We start from the raw sequence: 22476 nt of genomic DNA on the forward strand, positions 1-22476 counted from the left end.
AAAATATAAATATGAAAAAATTAGTATTAATTATTTTAGTATTCGGACTTAATTCTTGTTCAGACTACTTAGACGAAGAATTGTTTAGCACTTCACAAACTTCCAATTTTTATCAAAATGAATCCCAAGGAATATCCGCATTAAATGGCGCTTATGCAGCTTTACGCGATTCGTATTTTTTTTATAGAAATGATTATACATTTATGCAAATGTTAGAGGGACCAACAGGAACGGCTAAAGTTGGGGCAGCTTATCTTTCCATGAATTATGCTGATAGAGATTTAAGAAGTATTAATAACTTATGGAGTAGAATGTGGGTTTGTGTAAATAGATCAAGTACATTAATCAAATTATTAAATGTTGAAAATATCAACGATGCCTCATCAAAACGAATTTTGGCGGAAGCTAAATTTGTAAGAGCACTTTGTTATTTTAATCTCGTTCGTATGTGGGGTCAAGTTCCAATAATGAATGGTGTAACATCACTTGATGAAGCCTTTCCAAATAAATCAACTGAAAGTGAAGTTTATAATTTTATTATCGAAGACTTAAAGGCTGCTATTGCAGATTTGCCAAAATGGAATGAATATTCATCCCTAAGTTTTGCATCACAGGGTGCAACGTTGTTAAATAATTATCAAAGTTATGAGCCAGGTAGAGCCACTCAGGGAGCAGCTCAAGGTTTATTAGCAAAAGTATATTTAACAATAGGGTCTTCTATGAAATCAAATGCTAATTTGTTTGAAAATGCCTTTGATATGAATGAAATGTTCACAAATGCAAGAGATATGTGCGCTGCTGTTTATGCTGGTAACCATGGCTATGGATTAATTAATAATTATTTTGACGTTTTTCAAGAACAAAATGAAAACGGTATTGAAGATATTTTTTCTATTGGGTTTAAAGCAGCAACTGATGTAAAAGTGGGTAATTCTTTGGCGGCAACTACAGGAATTAGAAATGCTGGAATTTTGTCTGATGAAAGACAAAATATTACTGTTGATCCAACATTTTTAACTGAATTTGATATTACTGATAAACGCAGAGAGGCAACATTTGTGCTTCAATATTATGATAAAAACGCAAAATTACTCACGTATCCAACTGGCGGAATTAAAGTGTTAACTTTTAAAAAATATTGGAGTGATTATCAATTATCGCCAGATAATATTCCAATGGTGAGAACTACTTATCAATATCAAACCAATCCTGCAGTTGGAGGACATTTTGGTGATAATATTCCAGTTTTAAGATATTCAGATGTTTTGTTAATGTATGCAGAAGCTTTACATGCATTAGGACAAGAAGGAGAAGCTAGAGAAAGACTTGCAGATGTTAGAGAACGGGCTGGTTTAGGAAGAATACTTCCTACTGGAGATTTTATGAGTCTTTTAATTTCTGAAAGAAGACTTGAGTTATGTTACGAAATGCACCTTTGGTTTGATTATCAACGATTAAATATTGTTGGAAATTATAGAACAGATTTGTCAGCTGAAAAATATAAATACTTTCCAATTCCAGCAAGTGATTTAATGATGTATCCTGGTTTAAGACCACAAAATCCAGGTTGGTAAAAAAAATATGTATCTACCCTAATTTTTAAATGTATGTAGTTGAGATATTAAAATACTTAAGAAAATAACAAAAATGAGCTCATAAAGGTTAATAGACAATGAAACAGTAAATATACCAGCAATTTTTGCTGGTATATTTTTTTATAAAAAAGAGTACTTTAAATCTGATTCTCTACAAGGAAATAAGTAAGTCTAAGGGTTGTAACATAATTCGCTTTTTTATTAAAAACTTTCCTTAAACTCAGGGTTAAAAAAGATTAATTTATAGTTTAAGAGCTATCTTTTTTACTTCAAAATTTGTGATCAAAGATTAGATAAAATTTGAAAAGCCTTAGTTAAAAGTGAAATATATAATTTTTAAGAATCAATTACTTTGCATTGTAATTTGATTAAAATGGTACTTGTCAAATCTTGAAATAAGGTTATTTGTCAATTCTTAAAATTTATGTCTTCAAACTAAAGTGAACTGATTTAGACAAAAACTAAGAGAGTGTTTTTAAGTTTCCTTCAATTTTACTTATAAACTAAATACTTTTTTCCGATAGAATCAACATTAATTTGAAGAAATACAGCGTTGAATTAAAAGATGGATAGCGAGGAATTACGACGTTTCAGGAAGTATTACGACGTTCAACGACGTTTTATTATTTATTACGGGTTTTTCAGAGTTTTTAAAAAAATTTCAGAAAGAATAATTCAAAATAAATAAATTCGAAAAATTATTTTTAAAAATAAAAAGAGGAAGCTACAATAGCTCCCTCTTTCTTTGGTGTTAATCTATAATATTCAGAAATTTTACAAGCCCATCTCTTTGATGTCTCCAATCATTACTTTACTTAACCTTAAGATTGCAGTAGCTCCTGCAACAATAATTAAGGCACCTATGGTTGTGTAAATAATATTACCAATAGGTAGTTCTGAGGATTCTTTTTTATCAGTTGTCATTTTCTTCTGGTTTTATATTGATGGTTTTTTGTTGGTTGTTTCCTACAATTGCTGCGGAGATTACTATGGCTAGTAAAATTACCCCTCCAACAAATATGTATTTTAGCAATGGGTTGTTAACTGGCTGTATTGTGTTGTAGTTTTTTTCTATAAAACTTGGCAACTCATCTATGGGTGTTGGTGAATTCATCTCTTATAAATTTTTATCATTTTAATATTATTAGTTACATATGTATAGTAGTAGTAATTATATAAATAAAAGTTTTCATTACCTCCTTTCTCTTTTTTACCAATAATATAGGCAAAATTGAAACCATCAGCTTTTAATGCATCTAAATAACAAGTTGCACAATTCTCAAGTTTTTGAGTTTGATAATACTTTTCCAAAATAATGTCATTAGTTCTTAATATCTTTTCAACTTCTTTGCGATTTTGATGTTTTACCTTTCTTGTTTTATGGTTATATCCAAAATCAGCGTGTTGCTTGTTTAAATATATTTGGTCTCTTCTTTGAGGTTGAAAAACATTTCCACAGCCACAATCACATACTTTGGGTGCAATGGGGCTTGGTAGTGGTGCATTTTCAGCTAGATTTAATATTTTGATTTTTTCTTTAATTTCTGATTTCATATTTTTTTATTTTTTAGTTATTTCTTTTAAATTATAATTATGTATTTATGTGGCATATTTTACGCAAACATAATACATTATTTCGTATTTAAAAAATTTATCCTATCTTAGCGCTTTAAATTCATACCTATGAGAGAATCAGATTATATAGAATTAGGAAACTTTGTTTATGATGATCAAGAAATTAGCCCAGCGCAACTTGGCGTAACTTCAAGACAAATTAATTACTGGATAGATAAGGCTTTAGTGCCCTTTGTTGAAAAGCAACAACCTAAAGAGGTTGTTTTAAACAAGATGGACGCCCTGATTGCAGGAAAGAATGACACCAAAACGAAATGGATTCGGTTGAATCTATCACAAGCTGTTTGGGTTTGCATTGTTAAGGATTTACTATCCTTTGGAGTTTCTGTTGAGCAATTAGCAAAACTTGCTAAGTCTGTTTGGCAAAAGCCGAGGGAAGACAAATATGCTGATACTGTTTTCAAATTTCATATTAATGATAAAATGAGCAAGTTATCGGAAGAAACAATTAATTCATTAAAAATATTTTTAGCAGATGATCTCTTTATGGACCATCATTACAGAACTATCATAAATCCCTTTACAGATATGATCAAGTCTGCTATTAACAGAGAAACACTTCCCCATTCTATGTTGTATGTACCTCAGACGAATGATTATGAATTTATTACTGGTGGTACTGAATTAACTTTAGGTTTAAGCAGCGTTTATCTTCAAAACCCTATGATTTGTTTACCTCTTGCTCCTATCATAGCTAAGGTACTTGCTGTTGATTTTGGCAATGAAAAAAAAGACTTGACCTATCTTAGTGATATTGAAAAGCAGATCAGAGATATTGTTATCTTTAAAAGACCCAAAGTGATTGAAATTGCTTTTCAAGATCAGCATATAAAACCTATTACAATTACTGAGCAACATAAAAGCCAGGAGGAACTAGCTAGATACATTTTAGAAAACAAAATAGCCAAAGGTTCTAAGCTTTTGATTGAAATCCGTTCTCAGGATAATTATAAATTAACTTTAATTAAGTAAACATGATAAATTTTGTAGCACTCATGCGGTCCCTGAAAACACAGCCCGATATTATCCTATATCGATATGGGCCGGGAATCTCAAATTTTCAATTCTGCAAAGGAAATTTTAAATCAGCAAAGCAAACAGCCTTATACTGATCATGAAATCATCGAAATAATCAATTTTTTAGAAATATTTTCTGAAGTAATATGTCATAATTTAACCAATTAACCTAACTACTATGAAAAACGTCATTCTATATGTGAGGGTATCTACCGATGAGCAGGCCGATAAAGGCTATTCTCTTCGGGACCAAGAAGCTAAACTTCTGCAATACTGTAAAGATCTAAACTATCGTGTTATTGATATCTATAGAGAGGATTATTCTGCAAAGACTTTTAAAAGACCTGAATTTAAAAAGCTTCTTGCCTATTGCAAAAGCAATAAAAAACAAGTTGATGAACTTTTACTTGTAAAATGGGATAGGTTTTCAAGAAACACAGCTGAATCTTATCAAATGATTGGGATATTTAATGGGCTTGGAATTAAAATTAATGCCATTACTCAACCTCTGGATATGACCATTCCTGAACAGCTGCTTATGATGGCTGTTTACTTAGCGATTCCTGAGGTTGAAAACCAGAGACGTTCTCAAAATGTTATTGCTGGTATGAGACGTGCTTTTAAAGAGGGTAGATATGTGGGGCCTCCTCCCAAAGGGTATGTCATAGGAAGAGATAGTGCTAAAAAACCAATCTTAACACCTTCAAAAGAGGCGCCTTTAATACAACAAGGTTTTGAACTCATTGCAAAAGGTATTTATACCCAAAAGGAAGTCCTTACCAAACTCAATAGTAAGGGTTTGAAAAGTTCTAAATCCATGTTTTCTATTATTCTTAGAAATCCTATTTATTATGGGGCTGTATTTATAAAAGCCTACAAAGATGAACCGAAAACTATTGTGGATGGTATTCATGAACCTATTATCTCTAAAAAGCTTTTTGACCAGGTTCAGAATGTGCTTGATGCCAAAAAGAAAAAGCATCATGTGACTCATAGTAGAATTAATCCCAAATTTCCATTGAAGGGGTTCTTGCTTTGTCCTGAGTGCAAAAGACCTCTGACTGCCAGTGTATGCAAAGGCCGGTCTGAACATTATGCCTATTATCACTGTATTAGTCCTTGCAAGGGAAGATATCGTATAGAAGAGGCTGAAACTTTCTTTATTTCTTTTTTAAAAAGCATCACACTTAATAAGCCTGTTCTTGAACTTTTACAAATCATAATTAAGGAACAACTACAAAAGCAGCTGCTGACTTCTAAACTGGGTCCTAAGCATTACGAGAAAGTCAAACTAATAAGTGATAAGCTTATTAAAATTCAGGATCTTTTTATTGATGGTCAAATGGATAAAACGGAGTACTCACAGGCTAAAAAAAGATATCAGGATATACTGGATGAACTTCTACTTTTAGAACAGACTCAAAATAAACAGAAAGATATTTTTGAAACTTATAAAAAAGGTTTGTCCAAGTTACAAAACTTTGACAAACAATACGTTAATGGAGACATACATAATAAAAGACTCCTTACCGGTTTGATGTTTCCAAATAAATTCGGTTTTCAAAATAAAAAAGTTCAAACCGCTGATATCAATCCGCTACTTTTAAAAATATCCACTATTAATAAGGGTTTTGGAGGAAATAAAAAACGGGACAATCTTAATATTAAGAATTTGTCCCGTTCAGTGATCGCGCCAGGATTCGAACCTGGGACCTACTCATTAGAAGTGAGTTGCTCTATCCAACTGAGCTACGCGACCTAAGTCTTTAAAAAAATCAAGTTTGTTTTAAAAAACAACCTTATGATGTCGGGGTGGCAGGATTCGAACCTGCGACCTCCTGCTCCCAAAGCAGGCGCGATAACCGGGCTACGCTACACCCCGAGAGCAATTTAGCGGAGAGACAGGGACTCGAACCCTGGCGACCCAAAGGTCGACAGATTAGCAATCTGCTGCATTACCACTCTGCCACCTCTCCTTACATTTAAAATCCGAAAATTTTAAAAATAAAAATTGCGAGTGCAAATGTACTATTCCAAATACAAATTACCAAGATTTTTTAGTCTTTTTATTTTCTTTTTTTATTCAGGATAATCTATTCGTAAATGGTAAATATTCATCAATTTTTTCTTGATTACTTTTTTGATAATTTTAATTTCTCGGAAAGTAATATCAGAATTTAAATATTGATTATCAGCCATTTGTTTTTCAATAATTTTATCTATCAAATCACTAATTGATTGCGCTGTTGGGTTTTTAATACTTTTTGAGGCTGCTTCTGATGAATCACACATCATTAAAATAGCAGTTTCTTTAGAAAATGGAATAGGCCCTTGATACTGATAATATTTCATATCTACTTTTGAATCAGGGTTTAATTCTTGTTCCTTCTTATAAAAATAATAGGTTGTTGTGGTTCCATGATGCGTTCTTATAAAATCGATAACTCGATCTGGAAGATTGTGTTTTTTTGCTAATTCTATTCCTTTTATAACATGGTCTAGAATGATTTTCGCACTATCTCTTGGAGATAAATCACTGTGCGGATTTACTCCTGTAGTTTGATTTTCAACAAAATACAAAGGATTATACATTTTTCCAATATCATGATACAAAGCTCCTGTTCTTACCAACATTGAATTTGCACCAATTTCGTTTGCTGCTGCTTCTGCCAAATTTGCAACTTGCATCGAATGTTGAAATGTTCCTGGCGCTTTTTCATTTAATTCTCTTAATAATTTTGTATTCGTATTTGAAAGCTCTAATAATGTAACATCAGAAACCAATCCAAAGACTTTTTCATACAAATAAATTAGAATTATTGATAGAAAAGATAATAAACCGTTGGCAGCAAAAAGTATGAAATAATCAAAATTCAATTGTGATGCATTGCCCTCTTTTATTACTGAAAAAGCAAAATAGGTGAGCATGTAAATAAATGTAATTTGTGCAACAGAAATAAATAAATTGGCTCTTTTATACAATTCAGAAACAGTAAGTATGGTTACAATTCCTGCAATGATATGCAAGTAAATAAACTCAAAACTGTTTGGAACGATATATCCTAAAAGCAATACCGTTAAAACATGAGTAAATAGTCCTAAACGTGCATCAAAAAATGCTTTGATAATGATAGGAAGAATACTTAATGGAACTACATATAAATAATCTGAATTGTATTTTATCACTAATGTTTGAACGAATATGATTGCAAAAACATTGAAAAATATAAAGGTTACTTTGTTATTATTATTGAAAATATCGATTCGGTATTTGTGAAGAAATAACAACAACATCAATAATGCTAATGAAACAAGAATTGTGTATCCTAACACAATCCAATTGTAGTTTGATTCTGTCCAAATTTTTGATTCAGATTCCGTTTTTAATGAATTTAATATCGCTAATTTTTTACCTTCAACAATACCGCCTTTTAATATAATTAATTCTCCAGCTGCAACTTTCCCTTTTGTTAAAGAGATACTTTTCAACTGATTATCAATAATTTTCGTAGTAAATTCTTTATCATAAAAAACATTTGGCTTTATAGAATTTACCAAAATATTCAACAATATTTCCTGCTTAAAATCATACGGTTTTTTACCAAGGTTTGAATTAATTATTGATAAAATATCTTTCGTTGTAAGTAAATTTGTGAACAAAACATCACTGACAACATTGTCTTTTTTCAAAGCTACTATTTCATCATTTCTTGAAACCACATCAGTTGTCAAATCCTCCAAAAATCCTGCTTCATACACATTTTGCAATACTTTTTCTCCAATTTTTCTCAGTGATTTTACATCTTCATCACTTAAGGAATCTTTTGATTTGATTGAGTATATTTTTTTAACAAAAGTTTCATTGACCTCATCAACTATTTTAGTATCAAATTCAAAATAATGAATTGCATTGGCCTCAATATCCTTCTTTTCGGAAGCAATTTCATCTGCTGTTTTTTGAATAGCAAAATCAAAAGGAGCGTATAAATTATCATATTTCCAAAGTTGTCCATTGCTGAAATCATATTTAAATTGACCTCCTTTTGGAAATAAATAAACGATTGCAATCGTGGTAAGTATGAATAAGATTATCTTATAAATAATCGAATTATTTCTATAAAGTTTATTTACAAATTCGCTCATAAATGCTGGCTAATAACAACAAACTTACCATAAAAATATGAAGGTTAAAAATTACACCTCTATAAAGATTTCATTTTGATTAAAAATGGTTAATTTTACACTACAATTTTTTTATAAAATCAAAATCTAAACAAATGAAAGAAGTAGTAATTGTATCTGTGGCAAGAACTCCAATTGGAAGTTTTATGGGAAGTTTATCTACAATTCCTGCACCAATATTGGGAGCTACTGCCATAAAAGGAGCATTACAAAAAATAAATTTAAACCCAAATTTGATTGATGAAGTGTATATGGGAAATGTAGTTTCTGCTGGTTTGGGGCAAGCTCCTGCAAGACAGGCTGCAATTCACGCTGGAATTCCAGATACTGTTCCATGCACAACTGTAAATAAAGTTTGTTCTTCTGGAATGAAAGCAATTATGCTAGCTGCCCAAACAATTGCTTTGGGTGATGCTGATATTGTTGTGGCTGGAGGAATGGAAAATATGAGCTTAATTCCACATTATCATCATGCAAGAATGGGCTCAAAATTTGGACCAATTTCCATGGAAGATGGCATGCAAAAAGATGGTTTAGTAGATGCATATGAAAAAGTGGCCATGGGAGTTTGTGCTGATGAATGTGCCTCAACCTATGAATTCACAAGAGAAGACCAAGATGCTTTTGCCATAGAATCTTACACACGTTCTGCAAATGCTTGGAAAGAAGGGAAATTTGCGAACGAAATTGTTCCTGTTGAAATTCCTCAAAGAAAAGGAGATCCAATTCTTTTTTCAGAAGACGAAGAATATAAAAATGTATTTTTAGATAAAATTCCTTCTTTAAGACCTGCATTTACTAAAGATGGCACTGTAACTGCTGCAAATGCTTCTACTATAAATGATGGTGGTGCTGCATTGATTTTAATGTCAGCAGAAAAAGCAAAAGAATTAAATATCAAACCTCTCGCAAAAATCTTGAGTTATGCTGATGCAGCACACGAGCCAAAATGGTTTACAACTGCACCAGCAAAAGCATTACCAAAAGCATTAGCGAAAGCAACTATAACAATTGAAGATGTTGATTATTTTGAGTTGAATGAAGCTTTTTCGGTTGTTGGTTTGGCTAATATGAAAATCTTAGGATTGTCCAAAGAAAAGGTAAATGTGAATGGTGGAGCTGTTTCGTTAGGACATCCTTTAGGAGTTTCTGGAGCAAGAATTGTCATTGCGTTGACGTCTATTTTAGCGCAAAATAATGCTAAAATTGGAGCTGCTGCAATTTGCAATGGTGGTGGAGGTGCAAGTGCTATCGTTATAGAAAGAATCTAATCATTGTAAAACCATTTAAACTATCCATTTTGTTTTACGGAATTTGTAATCTTAGTATTGTTGCTGTTCGTTTTGAGGCATCAGAAAAATCAGAAATGGTGACGCAATTGCTTTTTGGAGAACATTTTACAATTCTAGAAAAACAGAAAAATTGGAGTAAAATAAAGATCTTTTCTGATGGCTATGAGGGTTTTGTAGATAACAAACAATTTGAGGAAATAACTGAAGATTATTTCGAAAAACTATCCATTTCTGAGCCCACTTTTTCAGGAGAAATCATTGATTTTATTTCAAACTCAAATAATGATTTCACCACAATTCCAATTGGTTCGAGATTGCCTTTTTTTTTCAAAAATGAATTTACCATCAACACCAAAAAATATGCCTATGATGGAAAAGTGTATTCAGAAAAACTTCCCAAAAAGGAAATTATTCAAAAGGCTTTTATTTTTTTAAATACCCCTTTTTTGTGGGGAGGAAAAACTCCTTTCGGAATTGATTGCTCTGGTTTTACACAAATGGTTTATAAATTATGTGGATATCAACTTTTGAGAGATGCCAAAAAACAAGCAACTCAGGGTGAAGTTCTCAGTTTTATAGAAGAAAGTGAACCTGGAGATTTGGCTTTTTTCGACAATGAAAATGGCGAAATTATTCATGTAGGTATTATTCTGAAAGAGTATCATATCATTCATGCTTTTGGAAAAGTGCGAATTGATACGCTTGATCATAGTGGAATTTTCAATGCTGAGTTACAAAAACATACTCATAAATTAAGAGTCATTAAAAAAATGATATAAAAAAAACCGAAATCCACTAGATTTCGGTTTTTTTCTAAAAGAAAATAAAATATTATTCTTTCATTTTTTTATAAATTGCTCTCATAGCATCTGCTTTGTCAGTCAATTCAAGAATATCATAGATATTCATTAATGATCTCACAGTATCTTCAGTTCTCTCAATTTCATCTGCTTTTTCAATATATGGCAAAGCTCTTTTGTATAACTCTTTTTGTTTCTTTTCTAACTCAGTATACTTTTTATTATTTGATAAATTATTATTCATCTCATTTACAATAGCTTCTTCACCAGATAAAATTGCCACAGCAGTATTCATATAAGCATCTCCATAATCTGGTTTTAATTCAATAGCTCTTTTGTAATACCCAATTGCCTCCTCAATTTTCTTTTCATTTTGATTCACAACACCTAAATTGAAAAACAACGTTGGATTGTTTGGATCTAATTGAATCGCCTCTTCCATCAATTTCGCAAATTTATCCATTTTCTCTAGTTTGATGTACAATTGAGCTTCATTCAAAAGTAAATTGATATCCTTTGGATCAGATTTTCTTGCTTCTTGCAAAGCAATCATAGCCTCTTCTGTTTTTCCTTCATTTACATAGATGTAAGCAATATTTTTAATGATATCAGCTCTTTTAGATTTTGTTACTTCAGTAGTAGGATCAGAATATTGACCTAACTTTACCATTGTATCTCTATTTTGTTTGGTACCTAAATTATCTTTAGTGCCTGTTGCTTTGTTAACTGCATAATACACAGTTTCAATTCCAGTATATCCAAGTTCTTGAAGTTTTTTATAATACTCTAAAGAAGTTGTATAATCTTTTGCTAATGAGGAACTTATTGCAGCATTATACAAAAAAGAAGTGTCTTTAGGACTCAATTGATACGTTAAATAAAAATTTTCAGAAGCACCTTTATAATCATTTCCTGAATTGTATTGGTCAATCGCTTTTTTCGAAACAAAACTTAACAATTCATTCAATTTTGGCTCAGCTTCTTTAGAGTATTTTTGCTTCCCAATTTGTTTTTCGTAAGCTGTTAATTTATTATAAGCCTCTGCAGCTTTTTTAACGTCTCTTGTACCATAAGCTTGCCCTTTTAAGAAATAATATTGAGCCTTGTATTTCTCTTCCATGGTTTCTTCCATGCTATCCAAAGATTCAATAATTGTAAGAGCTCCTTTAAAATCTCCTCCTTTTATGGCTTTTTCGGCATTTTTTAATTCGTCCTTTTGCGCATGTAATCCAATTGTCATGAATCCTAAACAAAGCGCTACTATTTGTTTTCTCATTGTTACTTGATTTAAATTAAATTTATTCTTGATTTTCGTTTGATTCGTTTTCAATACCTGTGCCATTATCAATTTCTAGGTCACTTTCTGCTTGAGTTTCGTTCTCATCTTCATGAACAACTCTTGCAACAGCCGCAATTGCATCATCTTCTTTGATATTGATTAAACGTACACCTTGTGTTGCACGTCCCATTACTCTTAAATCTTCAACTGCCATTCTAATAGTCAATCCTGATTTGTTAATAATCATCAAATCGTTTTTATCATCCACATTTTTGATTGCTACTAAATTACCTGTTTTTTCAGAGATATTCAATGTTTTTACTCCTTTTCCTCCTCTATTGGTAATTCTGTAATCTTCTAAACTTGAACGCTTTCCATATCCTTTTTCTGAAACTACTAAAATGTCACAATTCAAATCATTTACTGCAACCATTCCAATTACCTCATCTTTTTCGTCTTGCAAAGTAATTCCGATAACTCCTGAAGCTGTTCTTCCCATTGGACGCGTTTTTGCTTCTTCAAAACGAATAGCTTTTCCAGATTTTAATGCCAACATTACTTGACTATCACCTGTGGTTAATTTTGCTTCTAATAATTCATCATCTTCTCTAATAGTAATGGCATTGATTCCATTGGCTCTTGGACGAGAATATTGCTCTAAAGAAGTCTTTTTAACTTGACCTTTTTTAGTAGCCATAATGACATAATGACTGTTTACATATGCTTCATTTTTCAAATCTTCTGTCACTAAAAAGGCTTTTACTTTGTCATCAGATTCTATGTTGATGATATTTTGAATGGCTCTTCCTTTGGTATTTTTTCCACCTTCTGGAATTTCGTAAACTCGCATCCAAAATACTTTTCCTTTTTGAGTAAAAAACAACATGTATTGGTGATTTGTTCCAACAAACAAATGCTCTAAGAAATCCTCATCTCTTGTAGTTGCTCCTTTTTGACCACGTCCTCCTCTATTTTGTACTTTGTATTCATCCAAATTTGTGCGTTTCAAATAACCTGCATTTGAAATGGTAATTATAACTTGAGTATCAGGAATCATGTCTTCAATTTGCATGTCTCCTCCAGCATATTCTATAGTTGATCTTCTTTCGTCACCATATTTATCTTTGATGTGCAACAATTCATCTTTGATGATTTGGTAACGTCTTGGCTCGTTAGCTAAAATATCTTTATAATCAGCAATTGCCAACATGATTTCTTCATATTCTGAACGTAATTTATCTTGCTCAAGACCCGTTAATTGACGCAAACGCATTTCTACAATTGCTCTCGATTGAATTTCTGTCAATAAAAAACGTTCCATCAACTTTTCACGAGCTTCATCAGCATTGTTAGAACCACGAATAATGGCAATTACCTCATCAATATTGTCTGATGCAATAATCAATCCCTCTAAAATGTGGGCTCTTGCTTCTGCTTTTTTAAGTTCAAATTCAGTTCTTTTTACAATTACTTCATGTCTATGCTCAACAAAATAATGAATTAATTGTTTCAAGTTCAATTGTTCAGGACGTCCATTTACCAACGCAATATTGTTTACACTAAAGGAAGTTTGAAGTGCTGTATATTTATACAATTTATTTAGAACGATATTTGGAATTGCATCACGTTTTAAAACATATACGATTCGCATTCCATTTCTATCAGATTCATCTCTAATGTTTGAAATTCCTTCTAATTTCTTTTCATTGACTAAATCAGCAGTTTTTTTAATCATTTCTGCTTTATTCACTTGGTAAGGAATTTCAGTAACAATGATACATTCTCTTCCTTGCACCTCTTCAAAAGCAGCTTTTGCACGAATTACAATTCGTCCACGACCCGTTTCAAATGCCTCTCTTACTCCATCATACCCATAAATAGTTCCACCTGTGGGAAAATCAGGAGCTGTGATGTGCTGCATCAATTCTTCAATTTCAATATCTCTATTGTCAATATACGCAACAGTTCCGTTGATTACTTCTGTCAAATTGTGTGGAGCCATATTTGTAGCCATTCCCACTGCAATTCCAGAGGCACCATTGACTAATAAATTAGGAATTCTAGTTGGTAAAACTGTAGGTTCCTCTAAAGTATCATCAAAATTTAATTGAAATTTTACGGTTTCTTTTTCAATATCAGCCAACATTTCTTCTGATATTTTCTGCATACGCACCTCAGTATAACGCATTGCAGCTGGAGAATCTCCGTCTACAGAACCAAAATTTCCTTGACCATCAACCATCATATATCGCACACTCCATTCTTGAGCCATACGCACCATGGAATCATACACTGAAGTATCTCCATGAGGATGGTATTTTCCTAAGACTTCACCAACAATTCTTGCTGATTTTTTATACGCTCCTGTTGCTTTAATTCCTAATTCATGCATTCCAAAAAGCACTCTTCTGTGAACGGGTTTTAAACCATCTCTTACATCTGGTAATGCTCTTGAAACAATCACTGACATTGAATAATCAATGTAAGCTGATTTCATTTGATCTTCAATATTAATTGGAATTAACTTTTCACCTTCTGTCATAAATGTATTTTTACTATTTCTTGTTGATTTTTAAAACAAGGCAAGATACAATTTATTACCCTTTTGACAAAGATTTTGTAACTCTTTAATCCCTTATTTATCAACATTTTTTAATAAAATTTAACATGCTTATATTTGCTTGATTTTCAGTAAATTCGCTTCAAAATAAACTTGACAACATGTCAGTTTTTTTTGTTGGCACTTTTTTTGTTATTTTCTTGACAAAAAAAGACTTAAATTTACATCAATATAGACAAAAATATGGACGATAATTTTTCACCAAAAGTTAGAGATGTAATTACTTTCAGTAAAGAAGAAGCTTTGAGATTGGGCCACGAATTTATTGGAACTGAACATTTATTACTAGGTTTGATAAGAAAAGGCGAAGGAAAAGCCATTGAAATATTAACTGCATTTGATGTTGACTTGAATTTATTGCGAAAAAAATTAGAGCAATTAAATCCAACAAACCCAACTTTTGTAGATAATAGTAACAAACCCAATTTACAACTCACTAGACAAGCTGAAAAAGCACTAAAAACTACTTTTTTAGAAGCTAAATTATATCAAAGCGAATCTATAGACACTGCGCATTTATTGTTGTGTATCTTACGAAATGAAAATGACCCAACAACCAAATTGGTTCAGAAATACAACGTAAATTACGATGATGCAAAAGCATTGTACAAACAATTACATGTGGAAGAAAATGACCTTGATAATGATCAAGATTTACCTTCAAATCCCATAGCAGAAACCCCTTCTGATGATGATTATTCTTCAGAAAGAAACAATCCTTTTGATCAATCGCAAAGAGGAAAAACTGTAAAAAAATCAAAAACACCCGTTTTAGATAATTTCGGTAGAGATTTGACTGTTTTGGCAGAAGAAGGAAAATTAGATCCTGTTGTTGGAAGACAAAAAGAAATTGAACGAGTTTCTCAAATTTTAAGCCGTAGAAAGAAAAACAATCCCATGTTAATTGGCGAACCTGGAGTTGGAAAATCAGCAATTGCAGAAGGTTTAGCGCTTAGAATTATTGAAAGAAAAGTTTCTAGAATTTTATTTGACAAACGAATTGTTTCTTTGGATTTGGCAAGTTTAGTTGCTGGCACAAAATACAGAGGTCAGTTTGAAGAACGCATGAAAGCATTGATGAATGAATTGGAAAAAAATGATGATATCATTTTGTTTATCGATGAAATTCATACAATTGTTGGTGCTGGTGGTGCAACAGGTTCGTTAGATGCATCAAACATGTTAAAGCCTGCGTTGGCAAGAGGAGAAATTCAATGTATTGGAGCAACAACTTTAGATGAATACCGTCAAAATATCGAAAAAGATGGTGCTTTAGAACGCCGTTTTCAAAAAGTGATTGTAGATCCTACATCTGTGGAAGAAACGATTCAGATATTGCACAATATCAAAAATAAATACGAAGAACATCACAATGTTAATTACACAAATGAAGCCATAGAAGCTTGTGTGAAATTAACAAATAGATACATGACTGACAGATATTTGCCTGACAAAGCAATTGATGCTTTAGACGAAGCTGGTTCTAGAATTCACATCACTAATATTGTGGTTCCAAAACAAGTATTGGAATTAGAAGCGCAATTAGAAGTGATTCGTGAACGCAAAACAAAAGCGGTAAATGGTCAAAAATACGAGGAAGCTGCCAAATTGCGTGATGATGAAAAAAACATGGAATCTGCATTGCATTCTGCCCAAAAACAATGGGAAGAAGATTCGAAATTAAACAGAGTTGTCGTTACAGAAGACAATGTTGCTGAAGTAGTTTCTATGATGACAGGTATTCCTGTAAACAGAGTTGCAGAAGCAGAAAGTCATCGTTTATTTGAATTGCCTCAATTAATTAAAGGCAAAGTAATAGGTCAAAATGAAGCTGTTACTAAAGTTGTAAAAGCCATTCAAAGAAATAGAGTTGGATTGAAAGACCCAAACAAACCAATTGGTTCTTTTATTTTCTTAGGACAAACTGGTGTTGGAAAAACTCAGTTAGCAAAAATTTTGGCGAAAGAATTATTCGATTCTGAAGATTCTTTGATTCGGATTGACATGAGTGAATACATGGAAAAATTCGCGATTTCTCGTTTAATTGGTGCACCTCCAGGATATGTAGGTTATGAAGAAGGAGGGCAATTGACCGAAAAAGTAAGAAGAAAACCTTATGCTGTTGTGCTTTTGGATGAAATTGAAAAAGCACATCCTGATGTTTTCAACATGCTGTTGCAAATTTTAGATGATGGATTTATTACTGATAGTTTAGGAAGAAAAATCGATTTTAGAAATACGATTATCATCATGACATCTAATATTGGTGCTCGTCAAATCAAAGATTTTGGAAGTGGTGTTGGATTTGGAACTGCTGCAAAAAGTGCGCAAACGGAAGAATATGCAAAATCAGTCATTGAAGGCGCATTGAAAAAATCATTTGCCCCTGAATTTTTGAATAGAATAGATGATGTCATCATTTTCAATGCTCTTGAAAAAGAAGATATTCATTCAATTATTGATATTGAATTGAACAAATTGTTACACAGAATCTCAGATTTAGGCTACACGTTAAACATCAGTGATAAAGCAAAAGATTTCATTGCAGACAAAGGTTTTGATAAAAAATATGGAGCAAGACCATTAAAAAGAGCTATCCAAAAATATGTAGAAGACGCACTTGCTGAAGAAATTGTCAACTCAAAACTTACAGAAGGTGATACAATTACGATGGATTTGGACGAAGAAAAAAGCGAGCTTTTTGTCAAAATTCGAAAAGGCTCTAAAAAAGAAGAATCACGAACTGAATCTGGTTCATAAGTTTTAAAACCTCAAGCGAAAGTTTGAGGTTTTTTCATGCATGCTATTTTCTGCAAAGTCAACTAATTTTTATTATTTTTGAATAATGATTTTTAACAAGGAAAAATTACACAAAACTGCTTTTTGGGCAAGTGTTATAGGGATGCTTGCCTTTATCATAGATTTTGGATTCTCACAAAATACTATTTATCAACAAATTATAGATGCTTTTTACTTTATTGTCATCACTTTAGGAATATCATCAACAATTGTTAGATACTTTGCCAATATAAGTCTTTTTAAAAGAAAATTTTTCCTCTTTGACTTCATCACAGTTAGTTACTCTTTATACATTCTTTTTTTATATATTTTTATTGGAGAGGCATTTAAAACCGATTTGATTTTAGCCAATCCAACTTGGGTGGTTTTAGCAGTAATTTTATCATTTATCAGAGAGTTTTTCGAGTTAAAATTAAACTTAACTCGAACGTATTTAAACCCTGCACAACTTTTTATTTTTAGTTTTTTATCTATAATTCTAGCAGGAACTTTATTGTTAATGCTACCAAAAGCTACATATAATGGAATTTCATTTATTGATGCATTATTTACATCTACAAGCGCAGTTTGTGTTACAGGGCTTATTGTAGTAGACACAAGTACTTATTTCACTTTGTTTGGACAAACAATCATCTTGTTTTTAATTCAAGTTGGTGGTTTGGGAATTTTGACATTTGCGAGTTATTTCAGTTATTTTTTTAAAGGTGGAACCACTTACGAAAATCAACTTACTTTATCAGAAATGACCAATTCACAAAAAATTGGAGACGTTTTTAAAACTTTTAAATATATCATTATCATTACCATTACTGTAGAACTTGTTGCTGCTGTTTTAATCTTTTTCACTTTAGATAACAATTTGATAGGACGTTTTTCAGACAAAGCTTTTTTCTCCATTTTTCACTCAATATCAGCTTTTTGCAATGCTGGTTTTTCAACGTTGACAAATAGCATTTATGAAAGTGGATTTCGATTTAACTATCCTTTACAACTTGTTATCATTGCCACATTTATTTTAGGTGGATTAGGATTTCCGATTGTGGTAAATATTGTAAAATATACCAAACATAAACTTACCAATTTATTCCGTTTTCCAAACAATAAAAAGATTTACAAACCTTGGATTATCAATCTAAACAGCAGAATAACATTAATTACGACATTAACCCTAACTTTTGTAGCATTCTTTTTATTTTTGATTTTGGAATACAACAATACGTTAGCCGAACATTCATTTTTTGGAAAACTTGTCAACGCATTATTTGGCGCAGCAACCCCAAGAACTGCAGGTTTCAATACAGTTGATATGACAGCATTAGCAATGCCAACAATCATGATAACTTTTTTATTAATGTGGATTGGTGCTTCACCTGCTTCTACAGGAGGTGGAATCAAAACTAGTACTTTTGCGATTGCTACTTTGAATATTTTAAGTTTGGCAAAAGGAAAAAGCCGAATTGAAGTTTATAGAAGAGAAATTGCTGATATTTCAGTGAAAAGAGCTTTTGCAACCATTTCTTTATCTTTGGCTGTTATTGGATTTGCAATTGTTTTGGTGACCGTTTTTGACCCAGAAATAGAACTTTTGAAAATTGCTTTTGAAAGTTTTTCAGCATACAGTACTGTTGGTTTGAGTTTAGGAATCACTGCCAATTTAAGCACAGCCAGTAAATTTATTATGATTGGAGTCATGTTTATTGGAAGAGTTAGCATGCTGTCTATTTTTGTTGCATTTTTCAAGAAAATAAAACATAAAAATTATCGCTATCCAACTGAAGAAATAACAATCAATTAGATGAATAAAATGAAATATATTATTATCGGGCTTGGAAATTTTGGTGCTTCTTTGGCAGTAAAATTAACCTCACAAGGAAATGAAGTTATTGGTATTGACAATAGCATGGCTAAGGTTGACTCGTACAAAGAGAAAATTACGCATACTATTTGCATGGATTCTACTGACGAATTTACAGTTTCTGGATTACCATTAAACGAAACAGATGTTGTAATAGTGGCTATTGGCGAAGACAAAGGGTCAAATGTGATGACAACAGCATTATTTAAAAACTTACAAGTTAAACGACTGATTAGTAGAGCCATTGACCCACTTCATGAAAAAGTTTTAACAGCCATTGGCGTAGATGAAATAGTACATCCTGAAGAGGAAACTGCTGAACGTTGGGCAAAAAAATTATGTATGGAAAACGTAGTTGATTCTTTTGAATTGAGTGATAACTATAGCATTATTGAAATCAGTATTCCTAAAAAATATGTTGGGAAATCCATTCTAGAAATTCAATTGCGAAAAAATTACAATATTTTAGCCCTTACAACTATCAAAAAATCAGAAGTGAAAAGTGTGGTTGGAAAATCAAGAAATGAAGACCGAGTTCAAGGCGTTGCCTCTCCAGATACCATTCTTGAAGAAAATGATATTTTGGTGATTTATGGTGAAAACAAAGATTTAAAAAGATTTACGAATCAGTAACTATTATTTCAAAAACTAAAACAATTCTTCACTATCAATTTCCAATGTTTCTATAAATTCTGATGCTTTGAGAATATCATAATGCATCACTCTATCTTCTTCCACAAAAGTTACTTCATTTCTAAAAGCTGAAACTAGCGATGCTAAAAAAGGAGACGTTTTTGCTTTCGCAAAATACAGTGCTTGTGAAGCTGTAAATAATTCAATCGCTAAAATCGTTTGTAAATTGTCTACCACTTTTTTACATTTTGTTGCTGCATTTGCGCCCATAGAAACGTGATCTTCTTGTCCATTGCTCGATTCTATTGAATCTACACTTGCAGGAGTGGCATATTGTTTATTTTGACTGACGATACTTGCAGCTGTGTATTGTGGAATCATAAAACCTGAATTCAATCCTGGATTTGAAATCAAAAAAGGAGGCAAATGTCTGTGACCAGAAACCAATTGATACGTTCTTCTTTCAGAAATATTCCCCAATTCTGATAACGCAATCGCTAAAAAATCCAATCCTAACGCCAAAGGTTGTCCATGAAAATTACCTCCAGAAATAATCTCATTTTCTGCTACAAAAATGTTTGGATTATCAGTCACTGAATTGACTTCTGTCAAAAAAGTTTTTGTCACAAAACGAATGGTATCTTTTGTGGCACCATGAACTTGTGGCATACAACGAAAAGAATATGGGTCTTGAACATGTTGTTTTTCCTGTGAAATAATTTCACTATTTTCTAATAATTCTCTAATTCTTTCAGCCGTTTTTAGTTGTCCATTATGAGGTCTAACCAAATGAATTAATTCATTGAAAGGTTCAATTCTTCCGTCAAAAGCTTCCAAAGAAATGGTTCCAATAACATCTGATAAATAAGACAATTTGTGCGCTTTCAACAAGCAATAAATTCCAAAAGCCGTCATAAATTGAGTGCCATTAAGCAATGCCAATCCTTCTTTTGATTGCAGTTTTACAGCTTCCCAAGAAAATAGTTTTAAAACCTCTTCTGAAGATAATTTTTCGTTTTTATAATATACTTCTCCCAAACCAATTAAAGGCAAAGAAAGATGTGCTAAAGGCGATAAATCTCCTGAAGCTCCTAATGAACCTTGAGAAAAAACTACAGGAATAATGTCATTGTTGTAAAAATCAATCAGCCTATTTACGGTTGCCAATTGCACACCTGAATGACCATAACTCAACGATTGAATTTTGAAAAGCAACATCAATTTTACAATTTCTTTTGGCACTTCCTCTCCTGTTCCACAAGCGTGACTTTTTACCAAATTTTCTTGTAATTTCTGCAAATTATTATCAGAAATTTTCACATTATACAATGCTCCAAAACCAGTATTAATTCCATACAAAGGTTTCGAAATCGATTTCGTTTTTTCATCCAAAAAAAGGCGACAAGCATCTATTTTATCTTGAGATGAAGTGGACAATGCTAGCTTTTTTTCTTCAATAATGATTGCTTGAATTGTTGTTAAATCTAAAGGATTTGTATCTATAAAATGAATTGAGTTCATGGTGATTTGATTGAACCCCAAAAGTGCAAATTCAGAATTGTTTATGCAAACGATTTTAACAATATTATGCTTTTTAAAAGTATATATTTGCAAAAATTTAGAATTTTATAAATGAAAAATATTAATATACTTTTATTCGTAATTGTGCTTTTGAGCGCATGCAAAAACTCAGAAAAAAACGACTTTGTTACGTTATCTGGAAAAATAGAAAATAACACAGACTCGATTATCAGAATTTTCAGTAGAGAAGGAATTGTGAAAGAATTTTCCATTAATAAAGATGGTAGTTTTGAAGATACTCTTAAAGTAAAAGAAGCTGCAATTTATAATTTTGCCACTGAAAGCAACAAAAACGTTCCAATTTTCTTGAAAAATGGATATGATATTTCGATTAAAGGAGAGGCTTCAGATTTTTTTGAAACTTTTGTTTTTTCAGGTGAAGGATCACAAAACAGTAATTTTATTTTAGCGCAAATCAAACAAAGTAGAAATTTGGGTGACCCTCAACAAATTTTAGCATTAGAAGCGAGTGATTTTCAGAAAAAATTAAATCAGATAAAAACGACTTACGACAGTATTTTAAATTCATATACTGATTTAGACAGTGCCCTTTACACGAATATCAAATTACAAAATGATCAAGTAATTGGTTATTTTGAAAGTGTATATGCAAAAAATCAAGTGATGGGAAAAGGGAAAACTTCTCCAAAATTTGAGAATTATGTTGATTATAAAGGAGGAAAAAAATCTTTAGATTCATTCAAAGGAAAGTACGTTTATATTGATGTTTGGGCAACTTGGTGTGGTCCATGCATTCAACAAATTCCTTATTTGAAGGAAATGAAAAATTTGTATAAAAATAAGAATATTGTATTTATAGGAATTTCTACAGATGAAAATACACGCAGTGGTTCATGGGAAGCTGCCGAACAAAAATGGCGAGATTTTGTTAAAAATTATGAATTGGGTGATGTGCAACTTTGGGCTGGAAAAGATTTTTCCTTTCAGCAATCCTATGAAATTAATGGCATTCCAAGATTTATTTTGATTGATCCTGATGGAAAAATTGTGGATGCTGAAGCGCCAAGACCTTCTGACCCTAATCTAAAAAATTTATTAGATTCTTTAAACTTATAGTTTCAATCAAATTTTTAAACTAATTGTTTTAAGAACTGAATACTTAAAAGCTTAAGCTTTTGATTAATTTACTAGTCAATTTTGTAAAGAAATTGATGAAAAGGATTAATG

The 22476-nt window shown here is 31.8% G+C and carries 15 protein-coding genes, 3 tRNA genes and 1 pseudogene; 9 read left to right on the top strand and 10 right to left on the bottom strand.

What is annotated here, in order from left to right; translation table 11 throughout:
• Positions 1-11 precede the first annotated feature (11 nt).
• The gene (locus IU405_RS12840; RefSeq protein WP_197439014.1) at positions 12-1574 is read left to right on the top strand and encodes a RagB/SusD family nutrient uptake outer membrane protein; all 1563 of its coding nucleotides are present in this window, start codon (positions 12-14) and stop codon (positions 1572-1574) included.
• 795 nt (positions 1575-2369) lie between these two features.
• Here IU405_RS12840 and IU405_RS12845 read toward each other — a convergent pair.
• The 3 genes from IU405_RS12845 to IU405_RS12855 are packed head-to-tail and all read right to left on the bottom strand — an operon-like array spanning position 2370 to position 3149.
• Positions 2370-2519, bottom strand: a complete 150-nt coding sequence (locus tag IU405_RS12845) for a hypothetical protein (RefSeq protein WP_197439015.1) — start codon at positions 2517-2519, stop codon at positions 2370-2372.
• Positions 2509-2709 carry a hypothetical protein gene (locus tag IU405_RS12850; RefSeq protein WP_197439016.1) on the bottom strand — a complete coding sequence of 67 codons (201 nt, stop codon included), beginning with the start codon at positions 2707-2709 and terminating at the stop codon, positions 2509-2511. Before IU405_RS12850 ends, IU405_RS12845 begins: the two co-directional genes overlap by 11 nt.
• The gene (locus tag IU405_RS12855; RefSeq protein WP_197439017.1) at positions 2706-3149 is read right to left on the bottom strand and encodes a hypothetical protein; all 444 of its coding nucleotides are present in this window, start codon (positions 3147-3149) and stop codon (positions 2706-2708) included. Before IU405_RS12855 ends, IU405_RS12850 begins: the two co-directional genes overlap by 4 nt.
• Positions 3150-3278: 129 nt before the next feature.
• On the opposite strand from IU405_RS12855, the gene IU405_RS12860 reads away from it, so the two are divergent.
• Positions 3279-4202 carry a hypothetical protein gene (locus IU405_RS12860; RefSeq protein ID WP_197439018.1) on the top strand — a complete coding sequence of 308 codons (924 nt, stop codon included), beginning with the start codon at positions 3279-3281 and terminating at the stop codon, positions 4200-4202.
• A gap of 223 nt (positions 4203-4425) precedes the next feature.
• A pseudogene (locus IU405_RS15945) lies at positions 4426-5199 on the top strand (recombinase family protein); the annotation flags it as partial.
• 733 nt (positions 5200-5932) lie between these two features.
• Here the strand turns inward: IU405_RS15945 and IU405_RS12870 are convergent.
• The 4 genes from IU405_RS12870 to IU405_RS12885 form a co-directional block, all read right to left on the bottom strand.
• Positions 5933-6006, bottom strand: a tRNA-Arg gene (locus IU405_RS12870).
• 48 nt (positions 6007-6054) lie between these two features.
• A tRNA-Pro gene (locus tag IU405_RS12875) sits at positions 6055-6129 on the bottom strand.
• 12 nt (positions 6130-6141) lie between these two features.
• Positions 6142-6223, bottom strand: a tRNA-Ser gene (locus tag IU405_RS12880).
• A 103-nt stretch (positions 6224-6326) separates the two neighbouring features.
• Positions 6327-8390, bottom strand: coding sequence for an HD family phosphohydrolase (locus IU405_RS12885; protein ID WP_197439019.1), 2064 nt, complete (start codon positions 8388-8390; stop codon positions 6327-6329).
• Positions 8391-8524: 134 nt separating this feature from the next.
• Between IU405_RS12885 and IU405_RS12890 the strand changes: the two genes are divergently transcribed.
• Together IU405_RS12890 and IU405_RS12895 are read left to right on the top strand one after the other, a co-directional pair.
• Positions 8525-9700 carry an acetyl-CoA C-acyltransferase gene (locus IU405_RS12890; RefSeq protein ID WP_197439020.1) on the top strand — a complete coding sequence of 392 codons (1176 nt, stop codon included), beginning with the start codon at positions 8525-8527 and terminating at the stop codon, positions 9698-9700.
• A 29-nt stretch (positions 9701-9729) separates the two neighbouring features.
• A complete protein-coding gene (locus IU405_RS12895) occupies positions 9730-10500 on the top strand; it encodes a C40 family peptidase (protein WP_197439021.1) in 771 nt (256 codons plus the stop codon).
• A 52-nt stretch (positions 10501-10552) separates the two neighbouring features.
• On the opposite strand, the gene IU405_RS12900 is transcribed toward IU405_RS12895, so the two are convergent.
• Positions 10553-11797: a tetratricopeptide repeat protein gene (locus tag IU405_RS12900; RefSeq protein WP_197439022.1), complete on the bottom strand. Its 1245-nt coding sequence runs from the start codon at positions 11795-11797 to the stop codon at positions 10553-10555.
• Positions 11798-11819: 22 nt separating this feature from the next.
• Positions 11820-14342, bottom strand: coding sequence for a DNA gyrase subunit A (gyrA, locus tag IU405_RS12905; protein ID WP_197439023.1), 2523 nt, complete (start codon positions 14340-14342; stop codon positions 11820-11822).
• A 261-nt stretch (positions 14343-14603) separates the two neighbouring features.
• Between gyrA and IU405_RS12910 the strand changes: the two genes are divergently transcribed.
• The 3 genes from IU405_RS12910 (at position 14604) to IU405_RS12920 (ending at position 19707) form a co-directional block, all read left to right on the top strand.
• Positions 14604-17180, top strand: coding sequence for an ATP-dependent Clp protease ATP-binding subunit (locus tag IU405_RS12910; protein WP_197439024.1), 2577 nt, complete (start codon positions 14604-14606; stop codon positions 17178-17180).
• Positions 17181-17265: 85 nt separating this feature from the next.
• Positions 17266-19014, top strand: a complete 1749-nt coding sequence (locus IU405_RS12915; RefSeq protein ID WP_197439025.1) for a TrkH family potassium uptake protein — start codon at positions 17266-17268, stop codon at positions 19012-19014.
• A 9-nt stretch (positions 19015-19023) separates the two neighbouring features.
• Entirely contained in the window at positions 19024-19707 is a 684-nt protein-coding gene (locus IU405_RS12920) for a potassium channel family protein (RefSeq protein WP_197439026.1), read from the top strand.
• A 15-nt stretch (positions 19708-19722) separates the two neighbouring features.
• Here IU405_RS12920 and hutH read toward each other — a convergent pair whose 3' ends face one another.
• Positions 19723-21228: a histidine ammonia-lyase gene (hutH, locus tag IU405_RS12925; RefSeq protein WP_197439027.1), complete on the bottom strand. Its 1506-nt coding sequence runs from the start codon at positions 21226-21228 to the stop codon at positions 19723-19725.
• Positions 21229-21339: 111 nt separating this feature from the next.
• Between hutH and IU405_RS12930 the strand changes: the two genes are divergently transcribed.
• Entirely contained in the window at positions 21340-22365 is a 1026-nt protein-coding gene (locus tag IU405_RS12930; RefSeq protein WP_197439028.1) for a TlpA family protein disulfide reductase, read from the top strand.
• Positions 22366-22476: the final 111 nt, after the last annotated feature.

Source organism: Polaribacter sp. BAL334, assembly GCF_015767435.1.
GTDB lineage: Bacteria > Bacteroidota > Bacteroidia > Flavobacteriales > Flavobacteriaceae > Polaribacter.

Coding starts and splice junctions, on each gene's coding strand:
- IU405_RS12840 (WP_197439014.1), top strand. CDS start 12: ATGAAAAAATTAGTATTAATTATTTTAGTATTCGGACTTAATTCTTGT.
- IU405_RS12845 (WP_197439015.1), bottom strand. CDS start 2,519: ATGACAACTGATAAAAAAGAATCCTCAGAACTACCTATTGGTAATATT.
- IU405_RS12850 (WP_197439016.1), bottom strand. CDS start 2,709: ATGAATTCACCAACACCCATAGATGAGTTGCCAAGTTTTATAGAAAAA.
- IU405_RS12855 (WP_197439017.1), bottom strand. CDS start 3,149: ATGAAATCAGAAATTAAAGAAAAAATCAAAATATTAAATCTAGCTGAA.
- IU405_RS12860 (WP_197439018.1), top strand. CDS start 3,279: ATGAGAGAATCAGATTATATAGAATTAGGAAACTTTGTTTATGATGAT.
- IU405_RS12885 (WP_197439019.1), bottom strand. CDS start 8,390: ATGAGCGAATTTGTAAATAAACTTTATAGAAATAATTCGATTATTTAT.
- IU405_RS12890 (WP_197439020.1), top strand. CDS start 8,525: ATGAAAGAAGTAGTAATTGTATCTGTGGCAAGAACTCCAATTGGAAGT.
- IU405_RS12900 (WP_197439022.1), bottom strand. CDS start 11,797: ATGAGAAAACAAATAGTAGCGCTTTGTTTAGGATTCATGACAATTGGA.
- gyrA (WP_197439023.1), bottom strand. CDS start 14,342: ATGACAGAAGGTGAAAAGTTAATTCCAATTAATATTGAAGATCAAATG.
- IU405_RS12910 (WP_197439024.1), top strand. CDS start 14,604: ATGGACGATAATTTTTCACCAAAAGTTAGAGATGTAATTACTTTCAGT.
- IU405_RS12915 (WP_197439025.1), top strand. CDS start 17,266: ATGATTTTTAACAAGGAAAAATTACACAAAACTGCTTTTTGGGCAAGT.
- IU405_RS12920 (WP_197439026.1), top strand. CDS start 19,024: ATGAAATATATTATTATCGGGCTTGGAAATTTTGGTGCTTCTTTGGCA.
- hutH (WP_197439027.1), bottom strand. CDS start 21,228: ATGAACTCAATTCATTTTATAGATACAAATCCTTTAGATTTAACAACA.
- IU405_RS12930 (WP_197439028.1), top strand. CDS start 21,340: ATGAAAAATATTAATATACTTTTATTCGTAATTGTGCTTTTGAGCGCA.